Origin of the sequence: Mesorhizobium loti R88b, from assembly GCF_013170845.1 — a bacterium.
Taxonomy (GTDB): Bacteria; Pseudomonadota; Alphaproteobacteria; order Rhizobiales; family Rhizobiaceae; genus Mesorhizobium; species Mesorhizobium loti_B.
Genome location: NZ_CP033367.1, coordinates 1471501 through 1487297, shown reverse-complemented (window position 1 = coordinate 1487297; position 15797 = coordinate 1471501). Strand labels below are relative to the sequence as shown.

21 protein-coding genes, 1 other RNA gene and 1 pseudogene are annotated in these 15797 nt (G+C 62.0%); 11 read left to right on the top strand and 12 right to left on the bottom strand.

Annotation, left to right across the window (positions count from 1 at the left end):
- Window positions 1-133 precede the first annotated feature (133 nt).
- Window positions 134-355, top strand: a complete 222-nt coding sequence (gene rpmE / locus EB235_RS07220; RefSeq protein ID WP_027031640.1) for a 50S ribosomal protein L31 — start codon at window positions 134-136, stop codon at window positions 353-355.
- Between the two features lie 122 nt (window positions 356-477).
- Here rpmE and EB235_RS07215 read toward each other — a convergent pair whose 3' ends face one another.
- Window positions 478-1119: a TetR/AcrR family transcriptional regulator gene (locus tag EB235_RS07215; RefSeq protein ID WP_027031641.1), complete on the bottom strand. Its 642-nt coding sequence runs from the start codon at window positions 1117-1119 to the stop codon at window positions 478-480.
- A 117-nt stretch (window positions 1120-1236) separates the two neighbouring features.
- Here EB235_RS07215 and EB235_RS07210 point away from each other — a divergent pair, with 117 nt between their 5' ends.
- A complete protein-coding gene (locus EB235_RS07210) occupies window positions 1237-2070 on the top strand; it encodes an NAD(P)H-binding protein (protein ID WP_027031642.1) in 834 nt (277 codons plus the stop codon).
- Between the two features lies 1 nt (window position 2071).
- The gene (locus EB235_RS07205; RefSeq protein WP_027031643.1) at window positions 2072-2548 is read left to right on the top strand and encodes a DUF1772 domain-containing protein; all 477 of its coding nucleotides are present in this window, start codon (window positions 2072-2074) and stop codon (window positions 2546-2548) included.
- Between the two features lie 41 nt (window positions 2549-2589).
- Here the strand turns inward: EB235_RS07205 and EB235_RS07200 are convergent, their stop codons facing one another.
- The 4 genes from EB235_RS07200 to EB235_RS07185 all read right to left on the bottom strand — a co-directional run bounded on the left by EB235_RS07200 (window position 2590) and on the right by EB235_RS07185 (window position 5075).
- A complete protein-coding gene (locus EB235_RS07200; protein ID WP_027031644.1) occupies window positions 2590-2901 on the bottom strand; it encodes a SelT/SelW/SelH family protein in 312 nt (103 codons plus the stop codon).
- A complete protein-coding gene (locus EB235_RS07195) occupies window positions 2898-3695 on the bottom strand; it encodes an RDD family protein (RefSeq protein WP_027031645.1) in 798 nt (265 codons plus the stop codon). The genes EB235_RS07200 and EB235_RS07195 overlap by 4 nt, the downstream gene beginning before the upstream one ends.
- 93 nt (window positions 3696-3788) lie before the next feature.
- Entirely contained in the window at window positions 3789-4538 is a 750-nt protein-coding gene (locus EB235_RS07190; protein WP_027031646.1) for a YebC/PmpR family DNA-binding transcriptional regulator, read from the bottom strand.
- A gap of 213 nt (window positions 4539-4751) precedes the next feature.
- Entirely contained in the window at window positions 4752-5075 is a 324-nt protein-coding gene (locus tag EB235_RS07185) for an ArsR/SmtB family transcription factor (RefSeq protein WP_027031647.1), read from the bottom strand.
- A gap of 51 nt (window positions 5076-5126) precedes the next feature.
- Between EB235_RS07185 and EB235_RS07180 the strand changes: the two genes are divergently transcribed.
- The 3 genes from EB235_RS07180 to EB235_RS07170 are packed head-to-tail and all read left to right on the top strand — an operon-like array spanning window position 5127 to window position 6422.
- Window positions 5127-5609, top strand: coding sequence for an SRPBCC domain-containing protein (locus tag EB235_RS07180; protein WP_027031648.1), 483 nt, complete (start codon window positions 5127-5129; stop codon window positions 5607-5609).
- Window positions 5610-5631: 22 nt separating this feature from the next.
- Window positions 5632-5994 (top strand): glyoxalase/bleomycin resistance/dioxygenase family protein, encoded by a 363-nt coding sequence (locus tag EB235_RS07175; protein WP_027031649.1) that lies wholly within the window; start codon window positions 5632-5634, stop codon window positions 5992-5994.
- A 47-nt stretch (window positions 5995-6041) separates the two neighbouring features.
- The gene (locus EB235_RS07170) at window positions 6042-6422 is read left to right on the top strand and encodes a polyketide cyclase (protein ID WP_051429709.1); all 381 of its coding nucleotides are present in this window, start codon (window positions 6042-6044) and stop codon (window positions 6420-6422) included.
- Here EB235_RS07170 and EB235_RS07165 read toward each other — a convergent pair.
- Complete coding sequence (locus EB235_RS07165; protein WP_080680853.1) at window positions 6419-7315, bottom strand: LysR family transcriptional regulator; 897 nt, start codon at window positions 7313-7315, stop codon at window positions 6419-6421. The two genes, EB235_RS07170 and EB235_RS07165, sit on opposite strands and share 4 nt — an antisense overlap.
- Before the next feature lie 97 nt (window positions 7316-7412).
- On the opposite strand from EB235_RS07165, the pseudogene EB235_RS07160 reads away from it, so the two are divergent.
- Window positions 7413-8269: pseudogene (locus EB235_RS07160) on the top strand (oxidoreductase).
- 22 nt (window positions 8270-8291) lie between these two features.
- On the opposite strand, the gene EB235_RS07155 reads toward EB235_RS07160, so the two are convergent.
- From EB235_RS07155 to EB235_RS07135, 5 genes are all read right to left on the bottom strand, one after another.
- The gene (locus tag EB235_RS07155) at window positions 8292-9059 is read right to left on the bottom strand and encodes a TerC family protein (RefSeq protein WP_027031652.1); all 768 of its coding nucleotides are present in this window, start codon (window positions 9057-9059) and stop codon (window positions 8292-8294) included.
- 68 nt (window positions 9060-9127) lie between these two features.
- Window positions 9128-9952 carry a TIGR00282 family metallophosphoesterase gene (locus tag EB235_RS07150; protein ID WP_027031653.1) on the bottom strand — a complete coding sequence of 275 codons (825 nt, stop codon included), beginning with the start codon at window positions 9950-9952 and terminating at the stop codon, window positions 9128-9130.
- A 77-nt stretch (window positions 9953-10029) separates the two neighbouring features.
- On the bottom strand, window positions 10030-10617 hold the full coding sequence (locus EB235_RS07145; RefSeq protein WP_027031654.1) for a 5-formyltetrahydrofolate cyclo-ligase: 588 nt from the start codon (window positions 10615-10617) through the stop codon (window positions 10030-10032).
- 95 nt (window positions 10618-10712) lie between these two features.
- Window positions 10713-10868, bottom strand: a non-coding RNA gene (gene ssrS / locus EB235_RS07140) — 6S RNA.
- A gap of 25 nt (window positions 10869-10893) precedes the next feature.
- Window positions 10894-11319, bottom strand: coding sequence for a DUF4345 domain-containing protein (locus EB235_RS07135; RefSeq protein WP_027031655.1), 426 nt, complete (start codon window positions 11317-11319; stop codon window positions 10894-10896).
- A 145-nt stretch (window positions 11320-11464) separates the two neighbouring features.
- On the opposite strand from EB235_RS07135, the gene EB235_RS07130 reads away from it, so the two are divergent.
- Together EB235_RS07130 and EB235_RS07125 are read left to right on the top strand one after the other, a co-directional pair.
- Window positions 11465-12304, top strand: coding sequence for an AAA family ATPase (locus EB235_RS07130; protein WP_027031656.1), 840 nt, complete (start codon window positions 11465-11467; stop codon window positions 12302-12304).
- A gap of 2 nt (window positions 12305-12306) precedes the next feature.
- The gene (locus EB235_RS07125; protein ID WP_032925624.1) at window positions 12307-12657 is read left to right on the top strand and encodes a hypothetical protein; all 351 of its coding nucleotides are present in this window, start codon (window positions 12307-12309) and stop codon (window positions 12655-12657) included.
- Between the two features lie 86 nt (window positions 12658-12743).
- Here EB235_RS07125 and EB235_RS07120 read toward each other — a convergent pair whose 3' ends face one another.
- A complete protein-coding gene (locus tag EB235_RS07120; protein ID WP_027031657.1) occupies window positions 12744-14288 on the bottom strand; it encodes an MFS transporter in 1545 nt (514 codons plus the stop codon).
- A 145-nt stretch (window positions 14289-14433) separates the two neighbouring features.
- Between EB235_RS07120 and EB235_RS07115 the strand changes: the two genes are divergently transcribed.
- Both EB235_RS07115 and EB235_RS07110 read left to right on the top strand, forming a co-directional pair.
- The gene (locus EB235_RS07115; RefSeq protein ID WP_027031658.1) at window positions 14434-15297 is read left to right on the top strand and encodes a LysR family transcriptional regulator; all 864 of its coding nucleotides are present in this window, start codon (window positions 14434-14436) and stop codon (window positions 15295-15297) included.
- Between the two features lie 53 nt (window positions 15298-15350).
- Window positions 15351-15797 (top strand): GNAT family N-acetyltransferase, encoded by a 447-nt coding sequence (locus EB235_RS07110; RefSeq protein WP_027031659.1) that lies wholly within the window; start codon window positions 15351-15353, stop codon window positions 15795-15797.

Here is a 15797-nt window from a genome sequence, read left to right as displayed (position 1 = left end):
CGCCTGATGTATAGGCTCGCCGACCGTTTTAGAAGCCGTGGCTCCTCAATAGCTGCGGCTTCGAGTTTTAAAAAGAGGCGCATCGACGCAGGCTTATGCCCGTCAGCCGCGCCGGCAAGCCAGGAACCGAGCCATGAAGAGCGCTATCCATCCCGACTACCACACCATCAAGGTCGTCATGACCGACGGCACCGAATACACGACCCGTTCGACCTGGGGCAAGGAAGGCGATACGATGAACCTCGATATCGACCCGAGCACCCACCCGGCCTGGACCGGCGGCCACCAGACCCTGCTCGATCGCGGCGGCCGTCTGTCGAAGTTCAAGAAGCGTTTTGAGGGCTTCGGCCTCTAAGCCCAACAAGTCTTGCAGATCAAAAACCCGCCCTTGTGGCGGGTTTTTTGTTGCAACCGATGCAGATCGCCTCGGGCTAGCACTTGGCCCTACCTCCCCCTCGTTGGGAGGGTGAGAGCATCCTATTCAGCCAGCAATTCCCGGAGCGCCATGCGTTTGTAGGCGGCGACCAGCCTGTCGCCCTCCTGCCGCTCGACCGAGATCGCCAGCCGCATCGCGGCCTCGCCCATTTGCCAGACGAGAAACGCCGTCGTCTCCAGGGAGACGGGGTCGGCGCCGGGACGCAATCGCTTCAGCACCGCGACGAGGAATTCGGCATTGGCGCGGCTGTCGGCGAGTTCGAGCTGGCGCAGCGCCTTATCAGCCTGCGTACCCGACCAGATGTCGCGCATCACCGGCTCGGCCAGGAACAGCCGATAATAGATATCGACCAACTCCGAGAAAGCCCGTCGCAGGCCTTCGGCGTCGCTGACATCCTTGAGCTCGGCCGAGATGCAGGCCTGGCTTTCAGCCGTGTAGCGCTCGGCCAGCGCCCAGATGATCGCCCGCTTGTCGGGAAAGAACTGGTAGAGCGAGCCGATCGACACCCCTGCCCGTTCGGCGACTTCGCCCATGCGCATGGCATCGCTGCCTTGCTCGGCGATCAGCGCCGAGGCGGCGGCCAGCATGCGCTCGACCCGCTCGCGGCTGCGCTGCTGGCTTGGCGCCCGGCGCGGCGAAGCGATCTGCTCCTGCGAGGAAACGGTGGCTTCGGTGTCGTCCATCTCTAGCTCCAACCTCAACAAAATCGCCAGGAAGCGGCTTGACTCGCAAAATACGAGGGTTTATCACGTTTTGCAAATGTGAGGATTTCTCATGTTTTCAAACAAGGACACCCAGAGATGACCGACATGACAACCAAACCAGTCCTGATCCTTGGCGGCACCGGCAAGACCGGCCGCCGTCTCGCCGAGCGGCTGACGGCGCGCGGCATTCCGGTACGGATCGGTTCCCGTTCCGCCGCGCCTCGCTTCGACTGGGAAGCTCCCGCAAGGTGGGCTCCTGCACTGGACGACGTCAGCGCCGTCTACATCAGCTACTATCCCGACATCGCCGTGCCGGGCGCCGCCGAAGTGATCGGTGCCTTCGCCCGCCTCGCCATGCGGCAGGGCGTTCTCCGGCTGGTGCTTTTGTCGGGCCGTGGCGAGCACGAGGCGCAGCGCGCCGAAGAGATGCTGAAGGCTTCCGGGGCCGACTGGACGATCCTGCGCTGCGCATGGTTCTCGCAGAATTTCAGCGAAGGCTTTCTCGTAGAGCCGCTGCTGGCGGGCGAGGTGGCACTGCCGGTCGGACCTGTCGGCGAACCCTTTGTCGATGTCGACGACATCGCCGACTCCGCCGAAGCGGTACTGACCCAGCCCGGTCATGTCGGCCAGCTCTACGAGCTCACGGGGCCGCGGCTGTTGAGCTTCACTGATGCGGTCGCCGAAATTGCCAAGGCGGCAGGACGCGACATCCGATTTGTCAGAATTTCGCGTGACGAGTTCACGGCCTCCGTCGCGTCGCATGAACTGCCCGCCGAAATCGTCTGGCTGCTCGACGAGCTGTTCACCCAGGTGCTCGACGGGCGCAACGAGTCGCTCACCGACGGCGTCCAGCGTGTGCTCGGCCGCGCGCCGAAAGACTTTTCCGCCTACGCAAAAGAAACCGCTGCTAGCCGAATCTGGAGTCACTGAAATGATCAAGCTTCTTCCCACCCTCACCATCATCGCCGCAATCGGCTCCGGGGTCGTCGGCGGCGTGTTCTTCGCCTTTTCCAACTTCGTCATGGCCGCACTTGCCCGACTGCCTGTCCCGCAAGGCATCGCGGCGATGAATTCGATCAACATCACAGTGATCACGCCGACCTTCATGACGGCACTCTTCGGCACCGGGCTGGTCTGCCTCGTGCTCATCGCCGGCGCCATCATCGGCTGGAGCCAGCCGGGTTCGTTCTGGCTTCTCGCCGGAGCCCTGATCTATCTCGTCGGCAACCCGATCGTAACCATAGTCTTCAACGTGCCGCTCAACGATGCGCTCGCCGCCGTCGACCCAGACAGCACCAATGGCGCCGCCCTGTGGGCAAACCATCTGAGCCAATGGGTGATGTGGAACCACGTCCGTACCGTCACCGCCATCGTGGCAATGGCCTGCTTCATTTTCGCATTGCTTTAAGCATTGCTCCAGGAGGCCTTACGAAACGCAAAGGACTCCGCTCAGGCGGGGTCTTTGTGCGTGTGGCCTTTCCGATCGGAATGGCCGAGGTCACGATCCGGATCGATGACATCGCGGACCAACTGCTTGAGTTTTGCCGCGTCCGGAAAGCCCCCGTCGCGCTTGCGGTCCCAGACCAGCACATCGTTGCAGGAGATGGTGAAGATGCCGCCGGTGCCGGGCACCAGCGTCACCTCGCCGAGTTCGGTGCCGAAGGTGGAGAGCAGCTCCTGCGCCATCCAGCCGGCACGCAGCAGCCATTGGCACTGCGTGCAATAGGTGATGACGATCCGAGGTTTCTCCGGGTGGGTCATTCATGTGTCTCGCGGGTGCGAACGGTTGTGCCGGCAATCCGATCATGGATCGGCTCATGGCCCAACGCTATCGATATTCCGATCCAGAGCGGCCAGATCAGAGCCAAGCCAAGCGCGAAGCCGGCCGCAGCGAGGGCAGGCACGAATTCCCACCAGGGATAGCTCGGCGCAGGTCCCGGAAAGCTCCCCCAAGTCTGAAAGGCAGACCACGTCCCTGTCAATACGAGGGGAAACGCGCCGAGAAACTTGATCAGCTGTCGACGAAACGCCTTTTGCAAGGGCAAGCCTCTTCTTTGCCAGTTATGCTCGTCATACACGACGAGCACCAAAGCCCGCTTGCCGACTGATTGGCCCAAGGTCATCTCCATAACTAGAAGATAGATCGCCAGGGCGGGTAAATCGAGGAAACCCAGATCCAATGCAGCAGTTCGAAAATTCCCCTTTGAATTAAGATCGATTGACACCGTCTCGGGCTTTGCAAATTGGCTTGCCTTCGCGGTGCCGACTGCCCAATCGGCTACTGGAAAGCCTAAGAGAGACGACCTGCACACCTGCCAATCGTAACGTTCGGGCGACAGACTGCCGTGCACCTTGCCCGGCCTGCACACTGTTAAGAACAGCCCGAAGTGGCCTTTCACCCCACCGTCGGTCAGCATGAACAAGCCAGCCACCAGAAAATAAAGGGGTATCAGCACGACAAGGTAGTCGATGACCGAAGCGAAGCACCGACGCCATAAACCACCCTGGCGAGGCCAGGCCATCGCAGTGGCAACTTCAATCCTGTCGCCAGTCATCTCCCCTCCCGTCGACAACTCACTGAGCTATACGTTGGGCGGGGAGTCCTTGACTATGGTGTTCCTCTACACTTCCGTGTGACGGTCAGAAACTCATGCCGCGCTGAGCTTGGCCAAGGTCTCTTCGTCGACTTCGAAGTTGGCGTAGACGCTTTGCACGTCATCGTCATCCTCAAGCGTGGCGACAAGCTTCATCAGCGACTGTGCCCGTTCCTCGTCGACTGGAACATTGTTCTGAGGCTGCCAGATCAGCTTCACCGAATCCGCCTCGCCGAGCGCGCTTTCCAGTGCTTTCGACACCTCGCCAAGAGCCTCGAAGGCGCAATAGATCGTGTGGCCTTCCTCATCGGTTTCCACGTCGTCGGCGCCGGCTTCGATCGCCGCGTCCATCACCTTGTCGGCGCTGCCGGCCGATGCCGGATAATAGATTTCGCCAACACGGTCCCACATGAAGGAGACCGAGCCGGTTTCGCCCATCGCGCCGCCGGCCTTGGTGAAGGCCGCGCGCACATTCGACGCCGAGCGGTTGCGATTGTCGGTCAAGGCCTCGACGATGACGGCGACGCCGCCCGGGCCATAGCCCTCGTAGCGCACGGCCTCGTAATTTTCGGCGTCGCCCATCGAGGCCTTGTTGACGGCCCGCTGGATGTTGTCCTTCGGCATCGACACGGCCTTGGCGTTCTGGATCGCCAGGCGCAGGCGCGGATTCATCGAAGGATCGGGTGTTCCGCTCTTGGCGGCGACGGTGATTTCGCGCGCCAGCTTGGAAAACATTTTCGACCGCACCGCGTCCTGACGGCCCTTGCGGTGCATGATGTTCTTGAACTGTGAATGGCCAGCCATGGCACCCCTGTCGTCTTCTCGGCTAGAGCATCCCGAAGCGAGGTGATCTGACCTCGTCTTCTGCATGCTCGAATTCAAAATTTCAGAGCGTCGGAGCTGCAACCCGCGGAAGCACGGCGTTCTCTGTCGGAATGGCCGGCTTATAGATAAATCGGCTCAATTCGTCCAGCCGCACCGCATGCGTGACCCGACGCGACAGGCTGCCGCAATCGCTTAGGCCTCGAGGTCGGACTTAAGCCGGTCGATGATGCTGAGCGCATGGCCGGCATACTGGCTGATCCAGCGGTCATGGATCTGCTTGATCGGCAGCGCATTGAGATGGTTCCAGCGCTCGCGTCCATCACGACGCGCGACGATCAGCTCCGCCTCCTCCAACACCTTCAGGTGCAGCATGACGGTGCAGCGGTCGATGTCGGGAAAGGCATCGACCAGCATGCCCGTGGTCTTCGGCTCGTCTTTCAGCTGATCGAGCATTTCGCGCCGGCGCGGATGCGCCAGCGCCTTGAAAACATTGTCGTCCTGCGTTTGGCTTGACATGTTATGTTTCTATAACATATCGTGGAGCCAATCAAGCAAGGAGCTGTGGATATGTCTCTTGGATTCAGGGTGTCCGGCCGCATCGGCAAACCGGTCGCCGAGGTTTTCGACGCCGTCGTCAATCCGAAAAAGCTGAGCGGCTATTTCACCACCATCGGCGGCGCCAGCGCGCCGCTGCAAACTGGCGCCGGTGTCGTCTGGTGGGGCAAGGTGCCGGTCGAGGTCGACGAGGTGATCAAGGACAGCCGCATCGTGTTGCGCTGGGATGCCACCGACGCCGAAGGCAAGCCGGCCTACAAGACCCGCATCGAGATGAATTTCGAACCGCTGGACGATGGTGGCACTTTCGTCACCATCGCCGAGAGCGGCTGGCAGGAAGGCGCGGTCGGCCTGAAGAAATCCTACCTCAATTGCGAGGGCTGGTCGCAGATGCTGGCCTGCATGAAGGCCTATGTCGAGTACGGCATCAATTTGCGCGACGGCTATTACCGCAGCGAAATGAAAGGCGAACCCGCCGATGAAAACAATATCTGAGCGTGGGAAAATGGAGCCAGCAATGACCGCGAACATCACCGGTGGCATCAACATCGCCATGAAGGTACCGCCGCACCAGTATAAGGCGACGATCGCCTTCTACCGCGATGTCGTCGGCCTGGAGCCGTTCACCGCCAAGGCGCCGGCGATCGGCTTCGTGCTCGGACCCAATCGCCTGTGGATCGATGAAGCGCCAATGTTGAGCCAGGCCGAGGTCTGGCTGGAACTGTTCACCGACGATTTTTCCAAAGCCGCCGCCCACTTCGCAAAGACCGGCGTGGTGCGTTGCGACGCCATCGAGCCCCTGGGCGAAGGCTTTCGCGGCGGCTGGATCGCCAATCCGGCCAGCATCATTCACATGCTGCGCGAACCCGACGCCTGGTGAGCGCCAAGACCAAAAGGAGACCGCCATGGAAGTCCGTGAAAGCCGGCATGCTGATCCGGCGGCCTGTCGCCGAAGTGTTCGAGGCCATCCTTGATCCGGCCATCACCACCAAATTCTGGTTCACCCACGGCAGCGACCGGCTGGACTGTGGCAAGGCGGTTCGCTGGGAGTGGCGCATGTATGGCGTCTCGACGACTGCCACCGTCAGCGAGATCGTCTGGACCTTCACCGAAATGCCTGGCGATGCGACTTTTCTCGAGGTCGGGAACTTCGGCTTTGCCGGCACGGCCGACGAGCAGGTCAGGCAAGCCATCGGTTCGACCGACGGTTTTTCGCTGGTGCTGGCGGGAGCCAAGGTCTGGCTGGAGCAAGGTCTAACGCTGGGGCTGATCGGCGACCGTTACCCGAAGGGCATCTCACCTCGTTAGAAGCGGCCACGCACCGCCTGGATGAACGCCGCCAACACCGGACGCATCTGCCGCCGCGACGAATAGTAGAGGTGAAAGCCTGGAAAGGCTGGCGTCCACTCGGACAGCAACCGGACAAGTCGGCCGTCCTTCAGGTAAGGCGCGACTTCGTGGGTGAGGAGATATCCGATGCCTAACCCGTCCAGAACGGCTTCGAGCATCAGCTCGGGCTCATCAAATGTGAGCGGGCCGGATACGCGCACGTCCAGAGCCTGCCCGTCGCGTTCAAATTCCCACGCATAGATCGTCCCCGCCGTGACCATCCGGTAGTTTATGCACCGGTGCTGCGTCAGATCGCTCGGGTGAGTGATGGGGGCTGAGTGGACCAGGTGATCGGGCGTCGCCACCACCGCCATGCTGAGTTCGGGCCCGACCTTGAGCGCGATCATGTCCCGCTCCAACTTTTCGCCCAGGCGGATGCCCGCATCGAACCGGTCGGCGACGATGTCGCGGTAGGCGTAGTCGATCAGGACCTCGACCGTTGCGTGCGGGTGTGCGGCCGTGAAGGCCGGCAGCACCGGCCGGACCAATGCCTCATAGGCCTGCCGCGTCGTTGTGAGGCGCAGTGTCCCCGAGACGCTGTTTCGTCCCAGCTCCAACGCATCCAATGCCCCGTCGATGCTTTCCAGCGCCGGCCCCAGCGTCCCCAGCAGCGTCTCGCCCGCTTCGGTCATGGACACGCTTCGACTGTTGCGCTGGAGCAGACGGTAACCGAGCCGCGCCTCGAGCCGGCGGATCGTATGGCTGAGGTTTGACGTGGATGTCGCCAGCGCCACGGCGGCGCGCGTGAAACTTTGCGCGCGAGCAACGGTTGCGAAGGCGGCAAGGTCGTCCAGGCTGGCGCGCGTCATCATGTAATCCTGTTCAACGACCCTTGTAATCAATTCAGCCTAATCGAACGCTGTGCCGATCGCTATATCCGCCGGTATCAACGGATGATGGAGATCGATCATGATAACGAAAGACGCCGTCTGGCTCATCACGGGCTGCTCCAAGGGCCTTGGGCGGGCGCTGGCGGAACAGGCGCTCGCCGCCGGCTACCGCGTCGTCGTCACCGCGCGGCAAACCGCCGACATCGCCGACCTTGTGACCGCCCACGGCGACGCGGCGCTTGCGGTCGAGCTCGACGTCACCGTCGCGGACCAGATCGCAGCCGCGGTCGCGGCGGCACAGAATCGCTTCGGTGGCATCGACGTGCTCGTCAACAATGCCGGCTACGGCTACCTCGCCGCCATCGAGGAGGGCGAGGACGCTGAGGTCAGGGCCTTGTTCGAGACCGATCTGTTCGGCCCGGTCAATCTGGTGAAGGCCGTGCTGCCGGGGATGCGCGCCCGCCGGCGTGGCCATATCGTCAACGTCAGCTCCATCGGCGGCCTCGTCACCTACCCCGGCGTTGGCTACTACCACATGGTGAAGTTCGGCATCGAGGCGATGTCGGACACGTTGGCCAAGGAGTTGGCACCGCTGGGCATCGGGGTTACGGTGGTCGCGCCGGGCGCCTTTCGCACCGATTTCCGCGGTCCTGCCTCGATCAAGCAGTCGGCGACGCGCATCGACGACTATGCCGCACGGCGGGCAAGTCACGTGACGGGACATTGGCCGGCCACCGCCGGCAGGCAGGCGACCCCGCACGCGGCGCCCGTGCGATCATCGCCGCCGTCGAGGCAAACCGTCCTCCAGTCCACCTCCTGATCGGGGGCGACGCGTTGGACCAGTTCCGCGGCAAGCTCGACGCGCTGCGGCAGGAGACCGACAACTGGGAGACGGTGAGCCGCGGCACTGACTTCGCCGCCGACAAGACAGCCTGATTGGAAGGCCCTTGGCGGCAGCTCAGTGCCCGTCGCCGGGCTTCGCCTTCTTGCGCCGCCGCGCCAGCATGTTAAGCCCTTCGACCAGCGCCGAGAAGCCCATAGCCGCGTAGATATAGCCCTTGGGCACGTGGTAGCCCATGCCGTCTGCGATCAGGGTCATGCCGATCATCAGCAGGAAGCCCAGTGCCAGCATGACGATGCTCGGGTTCTTGGCGATGAAGTTGGCAAGCGGCCCTGCCGCCAGCATCATCACGCTCACCGCCACGATCACGGCGATGTACATGATGGCGATCTCGTCGGTCATGCCGACGGCGGTAATGATCGAATCGATCGAGAAGACAAGGTCGAGCAGCAGGATCTGGAAGATCGCGCCGGCAAGGCTGATCTGCAGCGTCCCGCCCAGCATCGTGTCCTGATGGTCGTCGGGATCGACGGTGTGATGGATCTCCTTGGTCGCTTTCCAGACCAGGAACAGGCCGCCGGCGATGAGGATCAGATCGCGCCAGGAGAAGCCGTGGCCGAAGGCGGTGAACACCGGCGTCGTCAGCTGGACGATGATCGAGATGGTGGCCAGCAGCACCAGCCGCATTATCAGCGCCGCCGAAATACCGAGCCGGCGGGCGCGGGCCCGTTGCGCTTCCGGCAGCTTGTTGGTCAGGATCGAAATGAAGATCAGATTGTCGATGCCGAGCACAATCTCGAGCACCACCAGCGTCAACAACGCGACCCATGCGGTTGGGTCGGAAACAAAATGAAAATGCGGCGCCAGGAATTCTATAACCTGCATGGAGGTCGTCCCCTACGATCTAGAGCAGTGTCGCCGGCAGTTAGGTACTACAAACCTCTATATCAATGTCACAACCAGAAAGATGGAGCGGTTTCTTCAAGCCGCGGCCCGCGACGAAACGGCGCGATCTTCTCGGTCAGCCCCGTGCGATCGGAAATAGTGACGCCGACGCCACATAATGTTGCAGGTCCGGTCGCCGCCTCGAAACGGCCCTTCGGCACTTTCGACAGGAACCGGTTGAGCGGCTCCTCCTTGTCCATGCCGAGCGAGGAATCATAGTCGCCGCACATGCCGGCATCGGAGAGATAGCCGGTACCGCCATTGAGGATCTGGTGGTCGGCGGTCGGCTGGTGGGTGTGGGTGCCGACGACGAGACTGGCGCGGCCGTCGACGAAATGCGCGAAGCACATCTTTTCCGACGTCGCCTCGGCATGGAAATCGATCACCACCGCATCCGCCTGCTCGCCGAGTGGACAGGCGGCAAGCTCGCGCTCGCCGGCCTGGAACGGATCGTCGAGTTCGGGATGCATGAACACCCGACCCATGATGTTGGCGACCAGCACGCGCGCACCGCCCCGGGAGATGTACACACCTGAGCCGCGCCCGGGCGTGCCCTTGGGAAAATTTGAGGGACGCAGGAAGCGCTCTTCGCGCGGCGCGAAGGCCAGCGCATCGCGCTGGTCCCAGACATGGTTGCCGGTGGTAACGACATCGGCGCCGGCCGCGATCGTCTCGCGAAAGATCTCTTCGGTGATGCCGAAGCCGCCGGCGGCGTTCTCGCCATTGACGATGACGAAGTCGAGCTTGAAGTCGGAGATCAGGCCAGGCAGTTGTTCCCACACCGCTGTGCGGCCTGTCTTTCCAACCATGTCACCGAGGAAGAGAAGTCTCATATGATCCCGCACCTGATGTCAGCGAAGCAAAAGCTGCATGACATCCGCGAAAAGATCATGCGTCCATTGTACTTATTCTACAATTTTGGCGCGAAGCGGCGCAACCCGCTCTCGGTGAGTATTTCCGGAATGACGACGTCGTGGGGCTCGTCCGGAACCTGCGGAACTTCCTGGCAGTCGAAGGCGATGCCGATCAGCCGGGGGGCATGTCCCTTGTCGACAAGCCTGGCGATGGCGCGGTCGTAATAGCCGGCGCCATAGCCGATGCGGTGGCCGCGCGCATCGAAGGCAGCGAGCGGCACCAGCATCACCTCTGGATCTAGCACCTCCGCCTCGGCATGCGGTCCTACTGTGCCAAAACCCATGTCCACCATCGGCGCGCCGCGCACCAGCTCGCGAAAGACGATCGTGGTCTTGTCGAGAATGGCGGGCAGGCAGAGCCTCGCCCCCTTTTCACGCAAGGCAAACATCAATGGCCTGACGTCGACTTCCGAACGCATCGGCCAGAAGCCGGACACGACCTGGCCGGGCTCGATAGCGAGATGATCGCGCGCCGTCTCGGCCATTTCGAGCGCTGCCTCCACCCGCCAGAATTCATCGAGCGCATCCCGGCGCCCAAGGGCCTCGAGCCGCAGCTGCTTTTTCAGGTCTTTTGAGGATGTCATGCGCGGACGATAGAAAAGGCCGGATCTGGATGACATTTCAGGAGCGACGTTTTCTACCACATCATCCACCGGAATGCGTGGAGACGGGCAATAAGTGACGATCCACACAACCGGTGGAGAGAGCGATCCCGGGAACCTACAAAGTAGGTGGGCGCCGTGTGAGAAAACCCACGGGTCTTCCCAGGGACAGCTCCCTAAGGATCGTTAAGGCCCCGGGGAAAATGTTCTCCTGCCGGGAAGCACAGACCGTCCTTCCCAATATAGGCCGCTCATCGGTCAAGCGCCAGTGAGAGGGACACTCCAGGCGGCTTTATTCGCGACACGCCCCTGCCACCAGACCAGCGCCGGCACCGCAAGCAGTTCGACGCAGAGCCCGGCGATGTGACCCAGCGATGGCACGCCGGCCAGAAACAGCGAGACAAGCCGTGCCAGGCCGCCAGTGAACGTGCAGGCGGCAAGCAGCCGGAACCGCTCGGTCTTTGCCTCGATACGGGGAATGCAGCTGTACCAGGCAATGCCGATGGCCAGGAAAAACCCGGACAGGAAGCGGAAATGGCTGTCGAGATCGACCGGCCATGGAGCGATTACGTGAAGAAACGCCGGCCCGGACAGCATACCTTCGGGGCCGATCAGAACCGGCGTTGCCGCCAGCACCGCGACAACGGTCTGCAGTGCCGTCCTGCCTGGTGTCGATTCGTTCATGCCGCCGCCCTTCGGCCCGCTGACTGGCCTTGCGATAACAACGGATAATTCCATGTCGGGTTTCAAGCCCATTCGTCGCAGCCGGCTCGCCCTTGCACAGGCTGACCGGCGTCCTTACGCTCATGGCATGAACCAAGGAGCAAAAATGCGTTTCGAAGGCACGGCGGACTACGTCGCCGACAAGGATCTGATGGTGGCCGTCAACGCGGCGATTGCGCTGGAGCGGCCCTTGCTGGTCAAGGGTGAGCCAGGCACCGGCAAGACCGAACTTGCCCGCCAGGTGGCATCAGCCCTTGGCCTCGACCTCATCGAATGGCACGTAAAGTCGACGACGCGGGCGCAACAGGGCCTTTACGAATATGACGCCGTCTCGCGGCTGCGCGACAGCCAGCTCGGCGATGCCAGGTTCAACGACATCAAGAACTACATCAAGCGCGGCAAGCTGTGGGAGGCGTTCGCGGCCGGCAGGAAGGTCGTGCTCCTCATTGACGAGATCGACAAGGCCGACATCGAGTTCCCCAACGACCTGCTGCAGGAACTCGATCGCATGGAGTTCTTCGTCTACGAGACCGGCGAGACCATCCGCGCTGCTGTCAGGCCGATCGTCATCATCACCTCCAACAACGAGAAGGAGCTGCCCGACGCCTTCCTGCGCCGCTGCTTCTTCCACTACATCCGCTTTCCCGATGTCGAGACACTGCACAAGATTGTCGACGTCCACTATCCCGGCATCAAGCAGAATCTGGTGCGGGCAGCACTCACCCAGTTCTACGAGATCCGCGACGTGCCGGGCTTGAAGAAGAAACCGTCGACCTCCGAAGCGCTCGACTGGATCCGCCTGCTGGTCGCCGACGACATCGCGCCCGAGGATTTGCGCGCCGATCCGAAGAACGCTCTGCCGAAGCTGCACGGCGCGCTGCTGAAGAACGAACAGGACGTACATCTGTTCGAGCGGCTGGCGTTCATGGCGCGGCGGCAGGGGTAGGCGTGTCCAAAGAATATGCGGATATAGAGGTTTCTATAACACGCTGGATCGACGATGACCCGCAGCCCGGAATAGTTGAATTCGAATTCAACGATCGGTTTGGCCGCCGGTGGCAGTTCCATGAAAAGCAGGCCCGTGTTTCGTTGGAATGGCTAGATGCAAATAGCGCCTATCCTCGACCCGGTGACGTGCGTTGCCTGGTGCTATCCCGAAGCCAGGACGAAGAAGGTCGATTGATCGCAGAAATCGATACGTTTCAGGGAGATTCTGTCGAATCTCTCGAGGAGGTTCGTCGATTCGAAGTCTTCGCCAGCCAGCTTCTGCCGAAGAGCCCGTCAAACCACAGCGGTTGAACGTTTGGTTGAACCGTTAAGCCGCCCTTGTTTTACCCAACTCGGACGTAAGACCGCCTCACTTTCTACAACCGGCTTTCGACTGCTCACTCGGCGGCGGCAAACCCTCTCTCCTGCGGCGCGACGGTCTTCGGTCCGAAGATGACGAAGCCAATGACCGACAGGGCAAGGACGCCGATCCCGCAATAGAGCATGACCCAGCCGAAGCCATTGACCAGGGCGGCGTGCACAATGGCGCCGGACGGGTCGAGGGTAGCGAGCTCGGGTGTCCCTTGCGCAAGGCCGTGGAGATTGCCGGTGGCGATCCGTTCCGCCAGCGCGCGCACCGCGCCTGGGCTCAAAGCCGTGCCGAATGCGCTGCGGAGATAAGAAACAATCCCCTGCGTCAGCAATAGGCCGAGCACCGCGATGTTGATGGCGAGCGTGATCAGGCGCGCGCTGATATCGATGCCCGACGCCATGCCGGCGCGATCCGGCGACACCGCACCGGTCGTGGTGTTGGTGGTCGGTGAATTGGTGAGCCCGATACCGATGCCGGCGATCAACGTGCCTGGCAGCATGGTCAGCCAGCTGGCGGCCTCGAGCCCGGACCCAATCCACATGGTGATAAAACCGATCCCCAAAGTGAGCAAGCCGAGCGGGATCGCAATCCGCGCCTGATAGCGCGAACGAATGCGTTCGGCGATCGGCGGCATCACCATGAAGGGCAGCGTGTAGACCAGCAGCAGCAGGCCGGTCGTGGTGCTGTCGTAGCCGAGCACGCCGGAATAATAGATCGGCAGATAGATGATGAATGGCCAGTAACTGAAATTCATGCCGACCGCACCCATGATCGCGCCCGAAAACTGGCGGATGCGGAAGACGGAGAAATCGAACATCGGATAGGGATTGACCCTCTCGGCGACCAGGAACGCGATGAAAGCCGCAACCGACGCCACAATCACGCCAATGCGGGCGCCGGTCCCAAGGTCAGCGCCTTGTGTGATCAGATAGGAGAAGCCGAACACCGCCAACGAAAGCGTCAGGATGCCGGCCCGATCGAGCTTCTGGGCGTTGTGATCGCGTGATTCCGTGACACCCGCGATGATGAAGGCAAGCGCCAGGATCGCCAGTGGAACATGGATGAGGAACACCCATTGCCAGCTCGAGAACGCGACGATCAATCCGCCAATGGCTGGACCGAACCCAAGCCCGATGCCGGAGACGACGCTCCAGGCGACAAAGGCCTTGCCGCGGGCGCCACCATCCTGGAACTGGTGGGACAGCACCGCCACACTGCAGGTGAACATCGCGCCCCCCGCCAGCCCTTGCAGAAAGCGCGCGACGATCAGAAGGGGAGCGCTCTGCGCGAGGCCGCACAGCAGCGAGGCCACACCGAAGGCGATGGTGGTGATCACCATGACGCGTTTGCGGCCGAAACGGTCGGCCAGTGTTCCCGTCGCCATCAGCACCGTGGTGCAGGCAATGGTGTAGGCGTTCATGATCCATTGCAGATCCTTGAAATCGGCGGCAAGCACGCTCTCCAGTTTCGGCAGGATCACCGGGACACTGGAGATTTCGAGGCCAAACAGCAGCGAGGCAAGGCAAGCCCCCACAAGCGCAACGGTGTTTCGTTCAATCTGAAACGGCATATCGGTCACTTTCCATCGAAGCAGTGCGAGGCGGCGTTCTTCGACCGCGGTCAGGCTGACATAGATGAGACTTGACCATGAAAAAAGGCTATGGTTGGCTATATCAGAAATGACAAATTGGCATGGTGCCAATGGAAGGCCTGGAATGACCACCCTTGATGTCGACGGCGTACGCACCTTCGTGATGGTGGCCGATCTGCAGAGTTTCACCCGGGCAGCCGCAGCGCTGGGCAGCACCCAGGCCACGATTAGCGTCAAGCTGCGCCGGCTCGAGGAAAAGCTCGGAGCGCGGCTGATCGAGCGCACGCCGCGCCGCGTCAGCCTGTCGGCGAAGGGCGCCGTTTTCCTGCCCTCCGCACGCGATTTCCTGGCCGCGCATGAGCTCGCCGTGGCCGAGTTTGCCGAAGCACCTTGCCGGCTCGCGCTCGGCTTTGTCGACCATGTCGCCGGCGCGGAGCTTTCCGTTCTGATCGCCCAGCTCCACGCGCACGATCCATCGCTCACGCTCAGTCTGAGGATCGACACCAGCACCGTCCTGAAGGAAGCATTCGATCGCGGCGAACTCGATGCGATCATCGTGCACCGCGAGGGCGACAGCCGTCCGGGCAAAACCTTGTCGCGCAATCACTATGGCTGGTTCGCAACCCCTTCCTTCGAATGGCAGCGCGGAACGCCGCTGCGCCTCGCTCTCCTGAGCACCATATGCAGCTGTCCGGATCGTGTGCGGGCGGTCGAGACGCTGGACAAGGCCGGCATCGCCTGGGAGGAGGCGTTCGTGGGTGGCGGCGGCGCGGCCGTCAACATTGCGGTTTCGGCGGGCTTCGCCGTTTCGGCGCTAGCCTACCGCGTCGTTCCTCCCGGCCTGGTCGAGATTGGCCGCAAGCTTGGCCTGCCGCCGCTTGACCCGTCCGAAGTGGTCCTGCATTCGCACACACTGGTGCCGCGGGCGCGCGAGGTGCTGCATGTGCTGGCCACCGCATTTCGCGAGTACAATTCGGCCGCGGTTTAGGCGATGCTGTGTCCGGCCTGATTCCGTCCGGATCAGACTTTGGAGGAACCGAAATGACCGAGATTGCCGTCCGCCCGCTCGCACAGTCCGACCACGCGGACTGGAAGCGCCTGTGGACCGACTACCTCACTTTCTACGAGACCAAGCTTCCGGAAGAGGTCTACGCCGTCACCTGGAAGCGGCTGTTTACGGCGGGTGAGTTCGAGCCCAAGGGTTTCATCGCCACGCTCGACGGCAAGGCGGTCGGCCTCACCCACTACCTCTATCACCGCTCCGGCTGGTCGGAGAAAAACAACTGCTATCTGCAGGATCTGTTCGCCGACCCGGATGTGCGCGGCAAGGGCATTGGCGCAGCCCTGATCAAGGCAGTGAAACAGGAAGCGGAAAAAATCGGCGTCAAGAACGTCTACTGGATGACGCACGAGACCAACGCCACGGCCCGCAAGCTCTACGACCATGTCGCGCGCAGGACTGGCTTCATCGAGTATGATTTGCTGTAG